Annotated in this window: 21 protein-coding genes and 2 pseudogenes; all 23 read right to left on the bottom strand. The window is 33.6% G+C overall.

Features of this window, described 5'->3' with window-relative positions; translation table 11 throughout:
• Positions 1-306: 306 nt before the first annotated feature.
• The 23 genes and pseudogenes from spoIID to CIW83_RS04155 all read right to left on the bottom strand — a co-directional run bounded on the left by spoIID (position 307) and on the right by CIW83_RS04155 (position 19,635).
• Positions 307-1,347, bottom strand: a complete 1,041-nt coding sequence (spoIID, locus tag CIW83_RS04265) for a stage II sporulation protein D (protein ID WP_094899630.1) — start codon at positions 1,345-1,347, stop codon at positions 307-309.
• 179 nt (positions 1,348-1,526) lie between these two features.
• The gene (murA, locus tag CIW83_RS04260; RefSeq protein WP_094899629.1) at positions 1,527-2,789 is read right to left on the bottom strand and encodes a UDP-N-acetylglucosamine 1-carboxyvinyltransferase; all 1,263 of its coding nucleotides are present in this window, start codon (positions 2,787-2,789) and stop codon (positions 1,527-1,529) included.
• Between the two features lie 18 nt (positions 2,790-2,807).
• Positions 2,808-3,274: pseudogene (locus CIW83_RS24770) on the bottom strand (YwmB family TATA-box binding protein).
• A gap of 454 nt (positions 3,275-3,728) precedes the next feature.
• The gene (locus CIW83_RS04245; RefSeq protein WP_094899627.1) at positions 3,729-4,154 is read right to left on the bottom strand and encodes a F0F1 ATP synthase subunit epsilon; all 426 of its coding nucleotides are present in this window, start codon (positions 4,152-4,154) and stop codon (positions 3,729-3,731) included.
• Between the two features lie 2 nt (positions 4,155-4,156).
• Complete coding sequence (gene atpD / locus CIW83_RS04240; protein ID WP_094899626.1) at positions 4,157-5,554, bottom strand: F0F1 ATP synthase subunit beta; 1,398 nt, start codon at positions 5,552-5,554, stop codon at positions 4,157-4,159.
• A 19-nt stretch (positions 5,555-5,573) separates the two neighbouring features.
• A complete protein-coding gene (gene atpG, locus CIW83_RS04235; protein WP_094899625.1) occupies positions 5,574-6,431 on the bottom strand; it encodes an ATP synthase F1 subunit gamma in 858 nt (285 codons plus the stop codon).
• 70 nt (positions 6,432-6,501) lie between these two features.
• On the bottom strand, positions 6,502-8,007 hold the full coding sequence (gene atpA, locus CIW83_RS04230) for a F0F1 ATP synthase subunit alpha (RefSeq protein WP_094899624.1): 1,506 nt from the start codon (positions 8,005-8,007) through the stop codon (positions 6,502-6,504).
• 19 nt (positions 8,008-8,026) lie between these two features.
• On the bottom strand, positions 8,027-8,569 hold the full coding sequence (locus tag CIW83_RS04225; protein WP_094899623.1) for a F0F1 ATP synthase subunit delta: 543 nt from the start codon (positions 8,567-8,569) through the stop codon (positions 8,027-8,029).
• Positions 8,557-9,066 carry a F0F1 ATP synthase subunit B gene (gene atpF, locus CIW83_RS04220; RefSeq protein WP_094899622.1) on the bottom strand — a complete coding sequence of 170 codons (510 nt, stop codon included), beginning with the start codon at positions 9,064-9,066 and terminating at the stop codon, positions 8,557-8,559. Before atpF ends, CIW83_RS04225 begins: the two co-directional genes overlap by 13 nt.
• Before the next feature lie 71 nt (positions 9,067-9,137).
• The gene (atpE, locus tag CIW83_RS04215; protein WP_094899621.1) at positions 9,138-9,422 is read right to left on the bottom strand and encodes an ATP synthase F0 subunit C; all 285 of its coding nucleotides are present in this window, start codon (positions 9,420-9,422) and stop codon (positions 9,138-9,140) included.
• A gap of 34 nt (positions 9,423-9,456) precedes the next feature.
• On the bottom strand, positions 9,457-10,125 hold the full coding sequence (gene atpB / locus CIW83_RS04210; protein ID WP_235601219.1) for a F0F1 ATP synthase subunit A: 669 nt from the start codon (positions 10,123-10,125) through the stop codon (positions 9,457-9,459).
• Between the two features lie 88 nt (positions 10,126-10,213).
• Complete coding sequence (locus CIW83_RS04205; protein WP_094899619.1) at positions 10,214-10,594, bottom strand: ATP synthase subunit I; 381 nt, start codon at positions 10,592-10,594, stop codon at positions 10,214-10,216.
• Positions 10,595-10,598: 4 nt separating this feature from the next.
• On the bottom strand, positions 10,599-10,826 hold the full coding sequence (locus tag CIW83_RS04200) for an AtpZ/AtpI family protein (RefSeq protein WP_094899618.1): 228 nt from the start codon (positions 10,824-10,826) through the stop codon (positions 10,599-10,601).
• Positions 10,827-11,250: 424 nt separating this feature from the next.
• Complete coding sequence (locus tag CIW83_RS04195; protein WP_094899617.1) at positions 11,251-11,901, bottom strand: CoA transferase subunit B; 651 nt, start codon at positions 11,899-11,901, stop codon at positions 11,251-11,253.
• Positions 11,901-12,557 carry a CoA transferase subunit A gene (locus tag CIW83_RS04190; protein WP_094899616.1) on the bottom strand — a complete coding sequence of 219 codons (657 nt, stop codon included), beginning with the start codon at positions 12,555-12,557 and terminating at the stop codon, positions 11,901-11,903. Before CIW83_RS04190 ends, CIW83_RS04195 begins: the two co-directional genes overlap by 1 nt.
• 181 nt (positions 12,558-12,738) lie before the next feature.
• Entirely contained in the window at positions 12,739-13,917 is a 1,179-nt protein-coding gene (locus CIW83_RS04185) for an acetyl-CoA C-acetyltransferase (protein WP_094899615.1), read from the bottom strand.
• Positions 13,918-14,213: 296 nt separating this feature from the next.
• Positions 14,214-14,411 (bottom strand): helix-turn-helix domain-containing protein, encoded by a 198-nt coding sequence (locus CIW83_RS23545; protein WP_235601221.1) that lies wholly within the window; start codon positions 14,409-14,411, stop codon positions 14,214-14,216.
• Positions 14,412-14,693: 282 nt separating this feature from the next.
• Positions 14,694-15,556 (bottom strand): annotated as a pseudogene (locus CIW83_RS22635) (sigma-54 interaction domain-containing protein); the annotation flags it as partial.
• Positions 15,557-15,700: 144 nt separating this feature from the next.
• A complete protein-coding gene (gene wecB / locus CIW83_RS04175) occupies positions 15,701-16,849 on the bottom strand; it encodes a non-hydrolyzing UDP-N-acetylglucosamine 2-epimerase (RefSeq protein ID WP_094899614.1) in 1,149 nt (382 codons plus the stop codon).
• Between the two features lie 142 nt (positions 16,850-16,991).
• Complete coding sequence (locus tag CIW83_RS04170; protein ID WP_094899613.1) at positions 16,992-18,023, bottom strand: glycosyltransferase family 4 protein; 1,032 nt, start codon at positions 18,021-18,023, stop codon at positions 16,992-16,994.
• Between the two features lie 17 nt (positions 18,024-18,040).
• Positions 18,041-18,670 carry a uracil phosphoribosyltransferase gene (upp, locus tag CIW83_RS04165; RefSeq protein ID WP_094899612.1) on the bottom strand — a complete coding sequence of 210 codons (630 nt, stop codon included), beginning with the start codon at positions 18,668-18,670 and terminating at the stop codon, positions 18,041-18,043.
• 54 nt (positions 18,671-18,724) lie between these two features.
• Positions 18,725-19,162 carry a ribose 5-phosphate isomerase B gene (gene rpiB / locus CIW83_RS04160; protein WP_094899611.1) on the bottom strand — a complete coding sequence of 146 codons (438 nt, stop codon included), beginning with the start codon at positions 19,160-19,162 and terminating at the stop codon, positions 18,725-18,727.
• Between the two features lie 17 nt (positions 19,163-19,179).
• Positions 19,180-19,635 carry a low molecular weight protein arginine phosphatase gene (locus CIW83_RS04155; RefSeq protein WP_094899610.1) on the bottom strand — a complete coding sequence of 152 codons (456 nt, stop codon included), beginning with the start codon at positions 19,633-19,635 and terminating at the stop codon, positions 19,180-19,182.

Raw genomic sequence — 19,635 nt, 5'->3', positions numbered from 1 at the left:
ATTACCTAGTATTTCCAGATTGAAGAAATACATACAGTGAAACATACAAAAAATAAAAAATAATAATATAAAAAATAATAGAAATATACCATAAAACCCTAGAGTTCATTTGGCTAGAATATCCACCACTTACTAATGATCCAATCCCCCTTGCAAAACTAGATAAAATCAGCTATCTCAGGCTAGGAAGGCCTATTTAGCTGATTTTAAATTCTCATTCATTAATAACTATTTTCATGTCCTGCAAATATTCCTATACTCTTTTAATTGCTAATTAGAAGAGTACTCTTTAGGTATATATTTATGTCAATTTTCAATTGTTCTAATCTCCACTCCTGTATAATAATGTTTAAGTATTTCTTCAAAGGTGCTACCATGTTTTCCCATGCCGTTAGCCCCCCATTGACTCATGCCTACGCCGTGTCCGTATCCATAGGTCTCGATTTCTATAATATTCAATTTTTTATCTAATGAAAAAGTAAAATTAGTTGAATTCAAGGAAAATAAATCTCTTAAATCTCTACCATCTATTATAATTTTATCTATAGCTGCTTTCTTTACCCTGCCTGTTAGCGTTCTCTCTATTAACTTAAGCTTTTCATGAAGATTATCTTTAGTTAATTTGGCATCTGGATACTTTGATTTAATCTTATTTATAAATTCCTCTGTAGTCATAGTAAGTGTGTTTCTATATTTTGGCGCCTCCTCTTCATATGGACTTGAGACGGATTTAAGATAAGGTGCATCCCCAGCAAATACATCTTTTATATCTTCTGTTCTGCCTCCTGATGTTGAATGATATAAAGGTTCTATGATTTCTCCATTATAAAAAATTGCCAAATTTTTAGTAGAATCTACGGATTCCTCAATCTTAGACCAATACTTTTCTATCCAATTTTCTCCTTTTATCTCTCTAAGCTGAGAAAAAGACAAATAAGCTTGGCAATGAATTCCATCACAAAGGGGAGCTGATGGATGATCTGGATGTCCATCTTTATATTTTATTGTTCTACTTATCGCATAAGTTCTGGCAGCTACTGCCTGAGCTTTTAGGGCTTCTATATGAAATTCAGCAGGCATTTCTGCTGCAACTACTCCCTTTACATAATCTTCTATATTAATCTCATCTACAATTCCAGTCTTTGTATTATAAATCTTTACAGTAATATCTGTATAATCAATAGTTACTGGTGTTTCTACTTTTTCAATTATTTGTTCTTCTTGTTCTAAAGACTCCCCTTGTGCAGTATTACCTTTAGGTACAAAATTAAAAGTCTTAACAATAACTGTAGGTATCAATATAGTTATTATCAAGACCATGGAAATGTACATCCCTAGTTTTTTCATCTTCTCCCCCTCTTTACCTTTAGTATAAGATATAATATTCAAAACTTATAGGCAATATGCTATAAGTTTGAATATTATATAATTAACAGTTAACAATTAGCGATTAACAATTTAAAGATAAAAAAACCAAGATTCTTCTCAATCGAAGAACCTTGGTTTTAATTGTTCTTTGTTATCTATTAATTGTCAATTGTCTTTCTATATATAATTGCACCTAGGCTTGTAAATTTCTCTTCTATACTATCATATCCTCTATCTATATGATAGATATTGTCTATCTCAGTAGTTCCTTCAGATACTAATCCTGCCAATACTAAAGCTGCACCTGCTCTCAAATCGGATGCCTTTACTGGTGCCGAAGTTAAATTACTTACTCCTTGTATAATTGCTGATCTACCATCTATCTTTATATCTGCACCCATTCTCTTTAGTTCATCAACATGCATGAACCTATTTTCAAATACTGTTTCTATACATACAGAAGTTCCTTTGCAGAGACTCATAAGTGCCATAAACTGTGCTTGCATATCTGTAGGAAATCCTGGATAAGGCATAGTCTTTATATCTATTGCCTTTAAATTCTCAGTACCAATGACTCTAACATAGTCACCATTTTCAATTACTTCACAGCCTACCTCCTTAAGCTTTGCTATCACCGGTTTTATATGAGATGTTATAACATTTTCTACAGTTATATCTCCTTTAGTTATAGCTGCTGCTACCATAAAAGTACCTGCTTCAATTCTATCAGGGATAATCGAGTGAATTCCTCCACCTAGCTTTTCTACTCCTCTAACCCTAATAGTTGAAGTTCCAGCTCCCTTAATATCTGCTCCTAACTTATTTAAAAAACTAGCTAAGTCTACTATTTCTGGTTCCATAGCAGCATTATCTATTATAGTTTCACCCTTCGCCATTACTGCGGCCATCATTATATTCTCTGTTGCACCAACAGAAGGAAAGTCTAAGTAAATTTTATCTCCTATTAATTTATCAGCATAAGCACTAATATTTCCATGGTCTACATCTATAGTAGCTCCTAGAGCTTTGAAACCTTTTAAATGTAAATCTATAGGTCTAGTGCCTATAGCACATCCACCAGGTAAAGAATTTTTAGTTTTACCTAGTCTTGTAAGTAATGGCCCCATGACTAAAAAGGATGCTCTCATTTTACTCATTAATTCATATTTAGTTTCATAATTATTAATATTGGCAGAATTAATTTTTATTTTGCCTATATCTAGCTGTTCTACTTTAGCCCCAAGAGATGTAAGTACCTCACACATTACCTCCACGTCTTTAAGCCTCGGCACATCTTCTAATATTATATCTTCTGTTCCAAGTAATGATGCTGCCAATATAGGAAGGGCTGAATTCTTAGCACCAGATATCCTTACTCTTCCTCTCAGTGGGGGGCTTTTTTCCACCATTATTTTTTCCAAGCAAATCTCCTCCTAATTTTAGTATCCAGTGGTAATAATAGGTGTTCCTATCCAAATATAAGTCTTATCTTCATTTTCATTATACCTTATTGCTAGATTTAAGTTAACCTTTTTTTCACCAGAGAATATAGAACTTTCTATAAGAGGTGTATAGGCCGTATAACTTACTAAAGATATGTCTGTATACTCCTCACAACTTTTGCCTTGAACCTTCTCATAGCCTTAACTGCATTTTTAGTTAAATCCTCTTCTCTAAATTTTCCCTCAATTGTTCCAATAATGCAAGTAGTAATTTCTAAAGGTTTACCATAATCTTTAAAGATACTTTCTATTTTCTCTATTATACCATTAATACTAAAATTTTGCTCTCTTTTTATTAAGTTAATAAATAGAGTAGTTTCTCCATTATTTAGCTCAGGGTTCAGATAGGATGCTAAAACTATAGTTATTGGATTTATATTTGCATCATATCCATAAATTGACATTTGGTTAAACCCTTTTTCATAGATGATTTCCTTACAATAAAATTGTCCTTCCACATCTGTGATATCTCTATTAATGTCTATTTCCTCTCCAACAATACCTAGTGATTCTTTTACCAGTTCTCCTAATTCCTCCATAGTTTCATGAGATATGAATTCATCTATGAGTACTCCTCCCATGTTAAGGTCACCTTCAAAGAATTCACCATTGAGGTCTTTTAATATACCTTCTAGAACATCTTTCTCGCTATGTTTCTTACCTGCCATTGTAATTGTTGGAATTAGTAAAGATAATATAATTGCAAATAGAATAAACTTTTTCACTTATACCCCTCCTTAAAATTTAAGGGTAGGTACTTTCTAAAAAAATGTAAAGGGGGACAAAACATTTTCATAAAGAAAGTACCCTTTCCCTATGATAAAAGTATTACCAAGGGTGGGTACTTTTTATACCTATTTATTCATCAAATTTTTCATCAAATTTTTTTAATTTGGAAACTTCCAATCTATTTATCGCACGTTGAAGGGCTAATTCAGCTCTTTTCACGTCAATGCTATCTCTTCTATTTTTTAAAAGCTCTTCAGCTCTCTCCTTAGCTTCCTCAGCTCTCTTTACATCTATTTCTTGAGGCCATTCAGCAGTCTCAGTCACTATAGTTGTCTTATCATCTACTACAGAAATATATCCATCCACTACAGCAGCTACCTTTTCTTCCCCATTTTGGAATATCCTTACCTTTCCAATCTTAAGAGGTGTTGTAACTGGTGCTCTTCCCTTTAGGATGGCCATATCACCTTCTATACCTCTAACTATAACCATTTCTACTTCATCTGAGAAAAATGGTTTATCGGGGGTTACAATATCCAAATGAAAGTTAGACATAATTAACCCTCCATCTCCTTAGCTTTTTCTACTGCTTCATCAATAGTACCTACAAATAGGAAGGCTGACTCTGGTAGATTATCATGTTTTCCTTCAAGGATTTCCTTAAATCCTCTAACGGTTTCTTTAATTGGAACATACTTACCTTTCATTCCTGTAAATTGTTCTGCTACAGTAAATGGTTGGGATAAGAATCTTTGGATCTTTCTAGCTCGTGCAACTATTAATCTATCTTCATCTGAAAGCTCATCTATACCTAGAATAGCTATAATATCTTGAAGATCCTTGTATCTTTGAAGAATCTCTTGTACTTGTCTTGCTACTTCATAATGTTCCTTACCTACGATTTCAGGGTCCAAAATTCTAGAAGTTGAATCTAATGGATCAACTGCTGGATAAATTCCTAACTCTGAAATTTGACGTGATAATACTGTAGTAGCATCCAAGTGAGCAAATGTAGTCGCAGGGGCTGGGTCAGTCAAGTCATCTGCAGGCACATATACAGCTTGAACTGATGTAATGGAACCCTTCTTAGTTGAAGTAATCCTTTCCTGTAATGCACCCATTTCAGTAGCTAAAGTCGGCTGATAACCTACTGCTGATGGCATTCTACCTAATAGAGCAGATACCTCTGATCCGGCTTGCGTAAATCTAAATATATTATCTATGAATAGTAAAACATCTTGCCCTTCTTGATCTCTAAAATATTCCGCCATAGTAAGACCAGTTAAAGCTACTCTCATTCTGGCTCCAGGTGGCTCATTCATCTGTCCAAATACTAAGGCAGTCTTATCGATTACTCCAGATTCAATCATTTCATAGTATAAGTCGTTACCTTCTCTAGTTCTCTCTCCGACACCAGTAAAAACAGATAAACCGCCATGTTGTGTCGCAATATTATTTATTAACTCTTGTATAAGTACTGTTTTACCTACTCCAGCACCACCAAACAAGCCTACCTTACCACCTTTTGAATAAGGTGCTATAAGGTCTACTACTTTAATCCCCGTTTCAAATATTTCCTTAGAAGTCTCTTGTTCTTCAAAGGATGGAGCTGGTCTATGAATAGGAGCAGTTTGTGCTGCATTAACATCTCCTTTACCATCAATAGCTTCACCTAATACGTTGAAAAGTCTTCCCAATGTTTCCTTACCTACAGGAACTGCTATAGACTTTCCAGTATTAACAGCTTCCATTCCTCTTACAAGTCCATCAGTTGAATCCATGGCAACACACCTAACAGTGTCATCACCAACATGTTGAGCTACCTCTACAACTAATTTTTTTCCTTCTCTCTCTATCTCAATAGCATTCAATAGCTCTGGTAGACTATCTTCACTAAATCGAATATCAACTACGGGGCCTATAACTTGAACAATTTTACCAATGTTCTTTTCCATTTGCCCTCTCCTTTCATCCTTACTTTAGAGCGTCAGCACCTGAGACAATTTCAGTTATTTCCATAGTAATTGCCGCTTGTCTTGCTCTGTTATAGCTGATGTTAAGCTCATCAATCATTTCATCAGCATTATCTGTAGCAGCCTCCATGGCTACCCTTCTAGCCGCCTGCTCGCTAGAAGAAGCTTCAATAAGAGCACCATAGATAGTACTTTGTATATATTTGGGAATCAAGTAACTAAGCACCTCTTCAGTAGAAGGCTCGAACTCTGTAACTGTTCTTCTTTCACTCGATCCCTCGTGAACTTCCGTAGATGGAAGTAATTTTAAAATCGTAGGTTCCTGAGAAATAGTACCTAAAAACTTAGTGTAGACTATGTTTATCTCATCTATATCCTTGTTTTTATATAGTTCAAGTGCTATATTACCAACTTTCCTAGCATCAGCAAATTCTGGTTCTTCACTAATTCCCACAAAATCACCAACTAGGTCATAACCTCTTTTCTTAAAGTAATCTCTCGCCTTGCTTCCTACAGCAATTATTTTAGCATCTATGTTATCTTCTCTTATTTTATTCTCTGCTAACCTGATTACACCTGCATTATATCCTCCTGCAAGTCCTCTATCAGCAGATACTACAATATATAAAGAAGACTTAACTTCTCTATTATCTAATAAAGGATGTTTCATATTTCCTGTAGTAGCTAGGATATCTTGAATATTACTAAGAACAGTATTATAGTATGGTCTAGATTTTTCTAATCTTTCTCTAGCCCGTTTTAACTTTGCTGATGAAACTAATTCCATGGCCTTGGTAATTTGTCTTGTATTACTAATTCCTCTTATTCGCCTTTTAATATCTCTTGTTGTTTCAGCCAAAATTTACACCACCTTGAATCAATTCACAATTTACAATTCACAATTCACAATTGTAATTGATAATTGACAATTATTGAAAACTTTTCTTAAATTCATTTATAGCTGTTACGATTCTTTCAGTGTTTTCATCAGTTAAGTCTTTTGTTGTTCTTATGCTTTCTATAATATCAGGATAATTATTATCCACAAATTGTAAAAATTCTTTTTCAAAAGTAGATACCTTATCTACAGGTATATCTGAAAGATGTTTATTAAGTGCAGCATAAAGTATAATTACTTGATGCTCAACCGATACTGGGCTGTATTGAGGCTGCTTTAATATTTCAAGCATTCTAGCACCTTGATCAAGTATTGATTTCGTTTCCTTATCTAACTCGGAACCAAATTGAGCAAAAGCAGCTAACTCCCTATATTGAGCTAGTTCCAATTTAATCCTACCTGCAACTTTTTTCATAGCCTTAATTTGTGCAGAACCTCCAACTCTTGAAACAGAAAGTCCTGAGTTTATAGCTGGTCTTTGTCCTGCAAAGAATAAATCTGTCTCTAAGAAAATCTGTCCATCTGTAATAGAAATAACATTTGTTGGAATATACGCAGATATATCTCCTGCCAATGTTTCTATAATAGGTAATGCAGTAATAGAACCTCCACCATATTTTTCATCCAATTTTGCAGCTCTCTCAAGAAGTCTTGAGTGAAGATAAAATACATCTCCTGGGAAAGCTTCCCTTCCAGGTGGACGTCTTAATAATAGTGACATAGCTCTATAGGCAATAGCATGTTTTGATAAATCGTCATATACAATTAAAACATCTTTGCCATTATCCATGAACTCCTCACCTATTGTTACACCAGCATAAGGAGCAATATATTGTAACGGCGCTAATTCACTAGCCGTAGAAGAGACAATTATTGTGTAATCCATTGCACCACGTTTCTCTAATGTATCAACTATTTGAGCTACTGTAGATCTTTTTTGTCCTATGGCTACATAGATACAAATTATATTTTGATCCTTTTGGTTAATAATAGTATCGATAGCAAGAGCAGTTTTTCCAGTTTGTCTATCTCCAATTATAAGCTCCCTTTGGCCTCTACCAATTGGGATCATGGAGTCTATTGCTTTGATACCTGTTTGTAAAGGTTGGTTAACACTCTTTCTTGTGATAACTCCTGGAGCGATTTTCTCAATAGGACTAAATTTAGTAGTGTTTATAGCTCCCTTACCATCAATTGGTTGACCAAGGGCATTAACAACTCTACCTATCATAGCATCTCCTACTGGAACTTCTATAATTCTACCAGTTCTCTTTACAGTATCTCCCTCTTTTATCTTATCATCTGAACCTAAAAGAACACATCCAACATTATCTTCCTCCAAGTTCATAGCCATACCAAATACTTCTCCTGGGAACTCTATAAGTTCTCCTGCCATACATCCTTCTAGACCATGGATTCTAGCAATACCATCCCCTACTTGAATAACAGTACCTACGTCTACCATATCTAAAGTTTTTTCGTATCTTTTAATTTGTTCCTTAATAATGGAACCTATTTCTTCTGGTCTTAACTCCATTTTCTCACCTCACTCTTCCCTAGTTAGTTGCACCACTAATAGCTTTTCCTATGGATTCTAGCTGACCTTTTACTGTACCATCTATAAGCTTGTTTTGAAGCTTAAGCAGTACGCCACCAAGAATTGTACCATCAACTTCATTCGTAAGTTCAATTTTCTTCTCTAGCTTATTAGATAAAACTGTCTGAAGCTTATTTTTAGATTTTTCTTCCATAGGTACTGCTGTTATAGCTACAACTTTAACTATGTTTTCATGTTCATTGAATAATTCCTTATATTGGTCTATTATCTCTAAAATATATCCTTCACGTCTTTTATCGATGAGAATATATAGAAAGTTGACCATCTCTTGTGATATTCTATCTTTGAAAAGTTTATCTATTAAATCTCTTTTTTCTACCCTACTAATTTTAGGGTGATGTAATATTTGAAGCAATTTCTTTTCTTCCTCAAATATTACCTTTAAAAAATCTAATTCCTTATTAAATTCATCTGTCTTTTCTAAATCCAATCCGGCTTCAAAAAGGGCTAAAGCATATCTATTACTAATTAACTCTGCCATTTTGAACTACCTACCTCATCAATAAATTTATCGATTAAATTTTTTTGTTTATCAATTTTAATTTCTTCTTCCATAATCCTAGAAGCAATTAAGATTGCAATTTCGCCAGCTTGGGATTTAATGTCTTGAAAAGCTACTTCTCTTTCACGAGCTATTTCTTTTCTAGCTCTTGATACTATGCCTTCAGCTTCTTTTTTAGCTTCTGCTAATATGCCTTCTTTCAATTCTTCTCCACGCTTTCTAGCAGATTCAATAATTTCTTGACTTTCCTTCTTGGCAAGGCTAATTCTTGACTCATAATCATCTCTTAAGGCTATAGCCTCTTCCTTTAATACCTTTGCTCCATCAATATCTGATTTAATTTTTTCTTTTCTAGCATTTAGATATTGTGAAACTGGTTTATATAAGAAATGCCTAAGCATTAGATAGAGTAACAACAAAGCCACCCAAGCTAAAATCATAGATGAAAGTTCTGGCAAGGCTCTAACTACAAACATAAACTAACCTCCTTAGCCTGAGATACCCCCAGTGTCCCATTAGAACACATCCAGGGATTAAACATCAGATATTATAATCCTAGATTGATATAAGCTGTTAATAGTGGTCTAACGAATAGTAAAATTATAGCTATAACTAATCCGTAAATACCTGTTGTCTCTGCTACCGCTTGACCTAAAAGCATAGTTGAAGTAATATCACCTTTAGCTTCTGGCTGTCTACCTACTGCCGCTGCTGCTTGACCCGCTGCATGACCCTGACCAACTCCAGGTCCTATACCTGCGATCATTGCAAGACCAGCACCTATTGCTGAACATCCTAATATAAAAGCCTCACTTGTAATTCCTTGTAACATTTTGTTTCCTCCTCTCAAATTTTAGAAAAATAATTTACTCTTCTGCCCCACCTATGAATATCATAGATAGCATTATAAATATAAATGTTTGCAACAATCCAGAGAATACATCAAAATAAGCATGCAATGGTGCCGCAATAACTGGTGCAATTAATCCTAGTGCCTGATATAGCAAGCCCATAATAATTCCACCACTCATAATATTTCCGAAAAGACGGAAAGATAATGAAATTGGGTTGGCTAACTCACCAATTACATTTAGCGGAGTTAAAAAAATCATAGGTTCTGTAAAACTCTTTAAATAACCACCTAAGCCTCTAGAATTTCTAAATTTCCAAAACTGCGTTAACGCAAAAGTAATTAAAGCTAGAGAAAATGTAACAGAATAATCTGATGTGGGTGGTGAAAATCCTAGTAACCCAAATAAATTAGCTACTGCCAAAAATAATGCTAGAGTTAAAATATAAGGTGCAAATTTGATATTTTGTGGGCCCATAGTTGTGTTAACTAGATTCTCTATAGATTCCACTATTAGTTCTACAACATTTAGGAAATTTGATGGTACTTCATCTACATTAGCCTTTTTAATTTTACTATTAACTATAAAGGCAAAAATAATTAATAATATTGTAACTATCCACATATTAACAATAGTGTCAGGTACAATTATTTCCATCCCAAATATTTTTAATAATAATTCCAAATATATCCCTCCTTTCATACTTTGCTATATATTACTTATTCTTATTTCCTAAATGTAATATATAAATAATTAATAATTTATTAATTATTTATTTCTGATATTTCTGAAAATCTTTGTCAAATATCCCTGAACCTAATATGACAATTTTGACCATTAAAAGCCCCAAAATAGCTGCAGGAAAATTAAGATAATCTGCTATGGCAGCTACTGAAAGTACAATAAAATATATCAAATATCTTAAAATATAGTGTACAGTAGAATAAGCAGCAGCTTTACCTGGTGACATTTCCACAGCCTTATTTATAGTATTATGAAGCAATTTAAACCCTAATATACTAATTATTGCTCCAAATATATACCCAAGTATAATTGGCTTAGAATTTTTAAATATAAAAGCAGCACTTCCAATAATTAATAGTGAAATTATACTTACTCGTTTTGTTACTTTAAACACTAAATCATTATTCATATATTCACTTCCTTTTGTTTCCTTTATTGCCAGCTAATTTAAATATATTCAAAAAACCTGCACCAACACCAAAAATAATGAAGATAATAGAAAAGATACCATTCGTACCAACTTTATTATCTATAAATTGCCCCAAGAAAACACCGAGCAAAATAGGTGTAATAACAGAGAGGCCAACTTGAGTAATCAAAGTTAGGTTTTGAAAGATATCCTTATAGTTTTTATTCTTCATTTCCTCACTCCATGGTAAACATTTTTCATTAGTATGTTATAATTATAACATTAACGTGTCACATTACGCAAAGAATATTTTTAAAATACTATTGCAATTATATAAAATTTTACAATATTATGCAAGTAATTTAATGCAATATTGCAAAATTTGACTATCACAATATAACAAAAACTTCTATTGAGACGTTAATATATTAAGAAATCTATTTCCTACACCTATTTAAATTCAAGCTTATATTAAAGAAAAAGAAAGTCTTTTTTGGACAATACATAAGCAACTTACACAAAATCAAAGATTTCGGCAATCTGCTTAAAACATATTTAGATCATAGCAAGTTCTAAAATGGAAAAGAGAAAAAATAGAACTTTCCTATTCGTTATAAAAAATAGCCCTTAGGTACTAAGGGCTATTTCAGAAAAATTTAGATTTCCATCTTTATTAAGTTTTCAGAAATTATTAACTTAGCTTCTGTAGCTGCTTGCACTTCTTCTACAGTAAATTCTGGATTAATTTCCTTCAATACTAAACCTTCTTTAGTTACTTCTATAACTCCCATTTCAGTAATAATAAGATTTACTTCTCCCGCAGCTGTCAATGGAAGGTTGCATTCCTTTAATATCTTATGACTTCCTTTTATGGTATGTTCCATAGCTACTATTACCTTTTTAGCTCCTGTTACTAAATCCATAGCTCCTCCCATACCTGGAACCATTTTTCCTGGTATCATCCAGTTAGCAAGATTACCTTTTTCATCTACCTGAAGTGCTCCAAGTACTGTCATATCAACATGACCTCCACGAATAATACCAAAGGATGTAGCGGAGTCAAAGAATATTCCACCAGGCAGAATAGTTACACATTGAGCTCCTGCATTTACTATATAAGGGTCCTCTTTGCCTTCTTCTGGAGCAGGTCCAAGGCCTATAAATCCATTTTCTGATTGGAAAAACACTGTCATATTTTCAGGTACATGGTTAGCTACCATAGTTGGCAATCCGATGCCAAGGTTAACTACGTCTCCGTCTTTTAGTTCTTTAGCTACACGTCTAGCAATGAATTCTTTCTTATCCATTATTTGTCACCTCCATTAACAATATAATCTACAAATATTCCTGAAGTAACAACATCATTAGGATCAAGTTCTCCTATTTCTAAAACCTTTTCAGCTTCAACGATTACTGTATCTGCAGCAGTAGCCATAAGTGTGTTGAAATTTCTTGTAGCACCATGATATACGATATTACCAAATTTATCTACAGTTGCTCCAGCAATTAAAGCAACGTCTGCTCTAAGTGGTTTCTCAAGAAGATATGTCTTTCCATCAATTATCATCTTTTCTTTACCTTCTTCAACTATTGTACCTACTCCTGTTGGTGTTAAAAATCCACCAAGTCCAGCTCCTCCTGCCCTTACTTGCTCTGCAAGAGTTCCTTGTGGTACTAATACTACCTCCATTTCGCCAGAATTCATTTGATTTCCAGTTTCACGGTTTGTCCCAACATGAGAAGCTATAAGTTTTTTAATTTGTTTATTTACTACCAATTTACCCGCACCTATTTCTGGAAAACCAGAATCATTGCAAATTAATGTTAAATCTTTAACACCCTTTTTCACAAGAGCGTCGATTAATCTGTGTGGTGATCCACATCCTAAGAATCCACCGATCATAATAGTCATACCATCTTTAATATGATCTATAGCTGCATCAATAGATATAACTTTATTCATAAATACAACCTCCTTTATTTAGTCAATAGTGAAGAGAGAATAGTGAATAGTTTTAGAATTAGTGAAAATCCAATAGTTTAAAAGATAAGGATAGCCATCTCTTTTAGCCTTTCAAACTATTATTTATTCACTATTATATATAACTACTTTCTGTTATTCACTATTCACTTTTAATTATTCACTATCTTTTAACTATCATAGCTATTCCTTGTCCTCCACCTATACATAGGGTAGCTAAACCATTTTTAGCATCTCTCTTTGCCATTTCATGTAATAATGAAACTAATATTCTAGCTCCTGAAGCGCCTATTGGATGACCTAAAGCTATAGCTCCACCATTTACGTTAACTTTATCAGTGTCAAGGTTAAGATCCTTTATAACTGATAATGCTTGAGCTGCAAAAGCTTCGTTTGCTTCTATTAAATCTAAATCTTCTACTGTCATATTAGCTTTAGTTAAAGCTTTTCTTGTAGCCGGAATAGGTCCAGTTCCCATTAAGGATGGCTCCACCCCTGCTGAAGCATAGGATGCAATAGTAGCTAATGGAGTAATTCCTAGCTCGTCAGCCTTTTCTTTACTCATTACAACTAAAGCAGCTGCTCCATCATTGATACCAGAAGCATTTCCTGCAGTTACACTACCATCTTTCTTAAATGCTGGTCTAAGTTTTCCTAACGTCTCTATGGTAGTACCAAATTTTGGATATTCATCAGTATCAACAACTATTGGATCTCCCTTTCTTTGAGGAATCTCAACAGCAATAATTTCTTCTTTAAATCTTCCACTCTTTACAGCTTCTTCTGCTTTGTTTTGGCTTCCTAATGATAATTGATCTTGTTCCTCACGAGTAAGGCCATATTTTTCTACAATATTTTCTGCTGTAATTCCCATATGGTAATTATTGAAAATATCAGTTAGACCATCTTGTACCATGTAATCTTCTATTTGACCATTACCCATTCTTTGACCCCATCTAGCAGATTTTAATAGATATGGAGCCTGACTCATATTCTCTGTACCACCTGCTAATACTATATCTGCTTCTCCTGCTAAAATAGCCTGAGACTGCCAAGCAACTGTCTTTAGTCCAGAACCACAAACTTTATTAACTGTAAAAGAAGGTACTTCTACAGGAATACCTGCATGTACTGATACCTGTCTAGCAACGTTTTGGCCTAATCCAGCTTGTAATACATTACCAAAAATAACTTCATCTACCATACTTGGATCTACTTTTGCTCTTTTTAGGGCTTCCTTAGCTACTATAGTACCAAGTTGCACTGCAGAAACATCTTTAAACTTACCTCCAAATGCACCAATAGGTGTTCTAACTGCTGAAGCAATAACAACTTCTCTCATTTTTATACCTCCTATAATTTATTTGTTTTTTAAATCAATCTATTTGTAATTTTTTATTAAATCCATATAATAAATATAATAGCAATTATTGTGCCAAGTTATATAAAAAGTATTTTATTGACTAAAACTGTTGAGTTCACTAATGTATATGATGTATAAATTAAATTATGATTTTTTTGATATGATGTAATATTTATAGAGTGTACGTTTTATTATACAGTTTGCTTATATTTATATAAAAATCATGTAGCAAAAAGTATACATCATCAATAATTTTGTATATTTCTAGCTACATTTCAACTTTCTATTTTATACTTATCAATCTTTTTATATAGAGCTGTCCTGTGTATTCCCAATTTCTCGGCAGCTAGAGATTTATTTCCCTTGGTCAAAACAAGAGCTTTCTCTATGGCTTCTTTTTCAGCTACTAAAACAACATCCTTTAATAAAGGTATATCATCTGGGTCTCCCACTATATAGCTTGCCCTATTCATAAGTCTTTCTGGTAGATGTTCTGGCAAAATAATCCTACCTGTAGAAAGATTAATTGCTCTTTCCAATACATTTCTTAGTTCTCTTACATTTCCTGGCCAACTATATGATTTAAGGATTTTTATAGTTTCTCTAGCCAGCTCTTTTTCTCCTAGGTTCATTTCCCTAAGTAAAAAAGCAAGAATATCCTGACTCAAAGGCTCTATATCCTCAATTCTTTCATGAAGTGGTGGAATTTCTATAGTTATTACATTTAATCTGTAGTATAAATCCTCCCTGAATTTACCCTTTTTTATTGCTTCTTCTATATTTTCATTTGTAGCTGCTATAACTCTAGCATCGAATGAAACTTTTTTGTTACTGCCAATTCTTTCAAATTCTTTAGATTCTAATACCCTAAGAATTTTTGCCTGCATTTCTAAAGGCATATCTCCTATTTCATCTAAAAAATGGTTCCTCCTGAAGCAAGTTCAAATTTTCCAACCTTACCTTCTTTTCTAGCTCCAGTAAATGCACCACTATCATATCCAAATAACTCGGATTCTAATAAGTCTTTGGGGATTGCAGCACAATTAATAGCTATAAAGGCCTCTCCCTTTCTATAGCTTGCTCTATGAATTGCATGTGCAAATAACTCCTTACCAGTACCAGATTCTCCTGTAATAAGCACAGTTGAATTTGTTTCTGCTGCCATCCTACCAACCTTTTTTAAATATTCCATCTTTGGATTTCTAGTGATAATACTATCAAAGGAGTACTTACTCCCTTCTATTCTTTCAATTTCACCTCTATATTTATTTATCTTTGATTGCAAATCAAGGAGCTGGTGAGCCAACTCCTTTACTTCGCTGATATCTTTAAAAAGCACTGTGCCTACGGCTCCAATTACTTTGTTCTGCTTTATTATGGGAATACGGTTTGTAATCATATCATGACCTTGTATTCTCTGTACATCTCTTAACTCCTTAGCCCCTGTCTTTACTACAATATGCATACGAGTATTTTCGATAATTTCTTCTACTGGTTTTCCGATTGCGTCTTCTTCTTTTATTCCTAAAAGCTTTTCATAATTCATCTTAACTATTTTGCCTTCAGGATCAACTAATACATAGCCTTCATATGCATAATTTAAAATATCCTCTAACATTTCAAAACTATCCCTAAGTTCGGTTAATTTATCTACCAAAATCTCAACCCCTTTTTTAATGCACAATTCACTTCTCTAATTCACAATTCACAGTTCACAATTCACAATTGCTTTAGAACGTTTTTGGGGCCTTTTGCCCCTAGTTCACCGCTTTCCCAATTGTGCATTGTTTAAGTTGTGCATCGTGCATTGTGAATTGATCAATATGTCTACTATTCTCTCACTTGCCTTTCCATCTCCATATGGATTTACAGCATTAGCCATCTTATTATATTCATCCTTATTTGATAACAGAAGATTAAGCTCATTAAATACACTCTCATATTTAGTACCTACTAGTTTAGCTGTTCCAGCCTCTATTCCTTCTGGTCTTTCTGTTTCTTCACGAACTACAAGTACAGGCTTGCCAAAGGTTGGTCCTTCTTCTTGAAGTCCACCTGAATCTGTAACGATTAGATGTGCTTTTGCCATAAGATTTGCCATAGGTGCATAATCTAAAGGCTCTATCAAATGTATCCTATCATTGTTTGTTAAAACTTTATTAGCAATTTCTCGTACCTTAGGATTTAGATGCATAGGAAAAACTAATTCTACATCTTCATATTTTTCCATAATATCTTTAATTGCAGTAAATATATTTTCCATAGGCTTACCAATATTTTCACTCCTATGGGCTGTAATTAAAATTACTCTTTTATTCTCATAATCTAGATTGTTTAATAAATCAATATCAAATATGTAATCTTCTTTGATAACATACTTTAAAGCATCTATTACAGTATTGCCTGTAATAAATATTTTTTCATCTGAATAATCTTCTTTTAATAAGTTTTGCCTATTCCTTTCTGTTGGAGCAAAATGAAAATTTGCAAGTAAACCAGCTAATCTCCTATTAGCTTCCTCAGGATATGGTGAATATAGATTTCCACTACGAAGTCCTGCTTCTACATGCCCAACCTTTACCTTTTGATAAAATGCAGCTAAAGCTCCTGCAAATACTGTAGTAGTATCACCTTGAACCAGTAGTACGTCAGGCTTCTCCTTTATAATTACTTCCTCTAGACCTTCTAAGGCCCTTGTTGTGATTTCTGTTAGAGTTTGTCCAGGTTTAAATATATTCAAATCATAATCCGGTTTTATATTAAATATATTTAGTACCGGATCTAACATCTGTCTATGTTGAGCAGTAATGCATATAACAGATTCAATACCTTCTCTCTTCTCCAACTCCTTAATTATTGGAGCCATCTTGATTCCCTCTGGTCTTGTACCAAAGACAGTCATTATTTTCATAAGATAAATCATCCTTTCATCTCTTTAGTGAATAACTAATAGTGAATAGTTGAAAAGACTAAAAGACCCCAAAAATCCTTATCCTGAACTATTCACTTTTCACTCTTCACTATTCACTGCTTTTAATACTCTTAACTATTCGCTATCTCTTTTCAAATATCCCCAGCTTTATGGCTACTAGCACTGATACGATAAGTAACACTAAAGATAAATATACAGCCTGTCTACTATTGGCTTGAGATACTAATATTGCAAATAAGCCAAAAATCGCAGATATGCCATAAAGTATTAGCACGGATTTTCTCTGAGAATACCCTCTACTTAAAAGCCTATGGTGTAAATGTCCTTTATCTGCCGCTGATATAGATTGCCCATTTAATAATCTCCTAAATATTGCAAAAGTAGTATCAAAAATGGGTACAGATAATATAAGTATAGGTGCAACAATAGCAATAGTTGCTACGCTCTTCATAACACCTTCTATTGTTATGGCGGCTAACATAAATCCTAAGAATAATGCACCAGTATCACCCATGAAAATCTTCGCTGGGTTAAAATTAAATGGTAAAAAGCCTAAACATGCACCAGCTATAGCAGCTGACATTATGATCACACTGATATAATTGCTAGTATACCCTTTACTAGCTACAATCATAAGGGTTATACTTGATATCATAGCAACTCCCGCAGATAATCCATCTAATCCATCTATGAAGTTTAATGTATTAGTAATACCAACTACCCAAAACAAAGTAATAGGTATAGATAACCAATTTAAGTACAGCAGTGAGCTGTTTTTTGTAAAGGGATTTGTAATGAAATCAACTTTCACATCACCAAATATAAGTATCAAGCCTGCTATGATTTGAAACATAAATTTAGTTTTAGGTTTTAGCTCCTTAAGATCGTCTATTATGCCCCCTATTACAATAACAGTTCCACCTATTATTATTGAAATAATTTCTTTTTCTAAAGGTAAAAATATTAAAGTAACCACAATTACTGCTACAAATATAGCCAAACCACCAATAAGTGGCATAGCCTCTTTGTGCACTCTTCTATCATCTTTTGGAATATCAACGGCCCCTACCTTAAATGCTAGTTTCCTTACCAAAGGAGTAGACAAATATGAAATAACCGTTGCTAGCAAAAATGGTGCAATAAAGCTTTTCATAGCAAATCCCTCTCCTTTTATTTAGTTCCGAACAATCTGTCACCAGCATCTCCAAGACCTGGGACTATATAAGCGTGATCATTTAGTTTTTCATCTAAAGCAGCTACATAAATATCTACATCTGGATGAGAATCTGTTACAGCCTTCACTCCCTCAGGAGCAGCTATCAAGCAAACTAATTTTATGCTTGTAGCACCTCTCTTTTTTAAAAAATCTATTGCAGCTACAGCCGAACCTCCTGTTGCAAGCATAGGGTCTAAGACTATCAATTCTCTTTCTTCAATATCTTGAGGTAATTTACAATAATACTCTACAGGTTTTAACGTCTCTGGATCTCTATAAAGCCCAATATGTCCTACACGAGCCGCTGGCAAAAGATTTAACATACCATCAACCATACCAAGTCCTGCTCTAAGTATTGGTATAAGTCCCACCTTCTTACCTGATATAACTTGTGATTTCATTTTCATAAGAGGGGTTTCTATTTCAATCTCCTCTAAAGGTAAATCTCTAGTTACCTCATAACCCATAAGCATTGAAACCTCTGTAACTAATTCTCTAAACTCCTTAGATCCTGTATTTTTATCTCTTATAAATGTAAGTTTATGTTTAATAAGAGGATGGTCAAATACTACTACGTTTCCCATATGAAAAACTCCTTTCTCAACATTAATTATTTTCCTTGAAAATTATATCATAAACTAGCCTTCAATTTCACTTATTTTTTCTACTCTTTTTTCATGCCTTCCGCCTTCAAATTGTGTTTTTAACCATATAGAAACTATTTCTAAAGCCAAATCTCTTCCAATTACCCTGCCTCCAAGAGCTAAAATATTAGCATCATTATGTTCTCTGCTCATTCTGGCTGAGTAGGTATCTCCACATAATGCACATCTAATTCCCTTTACCTTATTGCAAGCTATAGAAATACCAATACCTGTGCCGCAGATGACAATAGCCTTATCCACTTCTTTGGATACAACAGCTTCAGATACCTTTTTTCCATAATCTGGATAATCCACTGATTCGATGGAATTTGTGCCATAATCAATATAAGAAATTCCCTCTCTATCTAAATACTCCTTAATATATTCCTTTAATTCAAAACCACCATGATCACTGCCTATGCCTATTTTCATTTATATTCATCCTCTCTTTAATTAATTGTCAATTGGCCATTGTCAATTATCTTTTTTATTGCTTTATAAATTTCTTCTCTTGTATGTTCATATAAGAGAAGATTTCCACCATAGGGATCTGCTATATCTTTATCTATTTTATAAACATATTCTAATAAAGCAAAAATCTTATCCTTAGCCGACGGAAAATTTGATATTATAATTTCCTTATGAGGTCTAGACATAGTTAAAATCAAATCAGCCTCGTCGACTAAATCTCTATGAAGCTGTCTCGCTTTATGCTTCGATATATCGATTCCGATTTTCTTCATAGCTTCTATAGAATTCCTAGATGCATTATCTCCATCGAATACAGAGATTCCTGCAGATTTGACTTCTAGGCTTAATTTTTTTTCTTTGGCTATAGATTTCAAAATCCCCTCTGCCATAGGACTTCTACAAGTATTACCAGTACATACAAACAAAACTATCAT

This window comes from Tissierella sp. P1, assembly GCF_002266425.1.
Lineage (GTDB): Bacteria > Bacillota > Clostridia > Tissierellales > Tissierellaceae > Tissierella > Tissierella carlieri.
The sequence above is the reverse complement of the archived record's forward strand: the minus strand, read 5'-3'. Positions and strand labels throughout refer to the sequence as shown.